This is a genomic window from Streptococcus sp. WM07, assembly GCF_004570525.1.
GTDB lineage: Bacteria > Bacillota > Bacilli > Lactobacillales > Streptococcaceae > Streptococcus.
On record NZ_SPPZ01000188.1, the window covers coordinates 1 to 440 of the forward strand.

A 440-nucleotide genomic window follows, 5' to 3' on the forward strand; every position below is an offset into this window, starting at 1 on the left:
TGATTTTTCACTGCATTCCTGACATTTATAGGCGTGCTGGATGTGATCCACTCGTTTTAATTGAGCAGGTATAAAGACCAATTCTTGGCGTTGTAGGTGGCTACCAATTTCTTTTAAATCACCATTAGACTTCCTGCGAAACGTTTATAGCCTTTCAAAATTGATAATACCAGCAATTAGGTTCATTCTTAAACCAAATCGTTTCTTACGATTGCGGTATAGTTGTTTAGTTTATAAACCGAATATGATATACTTATTCTATGGCATACGGAATCGATTTTAGAAAACGTGTCCTTGCTTATGTAAAAGAAGGACATACACGTCAAGAAACTGCAAAACTATTTAATATCAGTACGAATACTTTATACACCTGGGAAAAGCAACAACGAGAACAAGGGCATTTAGAACGTAAAAAGCGTGTTGCTAAGTCTAGAAAAATC

Annotated in this window: 1 protein-coding gene and 2 pseudogenes; 1 reads left to right on the forward strand and 2 read right to left on the reverse strand. The window is 35.5% G+C overall.

Going from position 1 to position 440, the window contains the following annotated elements:
• Together E4T71_RS10365 and E4T71_RS10370 are read right to left on the reverse strand one after the other, a co-directional pair.
• A pseudogene (locus E4T71_RS10365) lies at positions 1–123 on the reverse strand (IS66 family transposase zinc-finger binding domain-containing protein); the annotation flags it as partial.
• Between the two features lie 21 nt (positions 124–144).
• Positions 145–246 (reverse strand): annotated as a pseudogene (locus E4T71_RS10370) (IS5/IS1182 family transposase); the annotation flags it as partial.
• A 14-nt stretch (positions 247–260) separates the two neighbouring features.
• Between E4T71_RS10370 and E4T71_RS08980 the strand changes: the two are divergent.
• On the forward strand, positions 261–440 hold a 180-nt coding region (locus E4T71_RS08980), incomplete at its 3' end, for a helix-turn-helix domain-containing protein (RefSeq protein ID WP_135038975.1).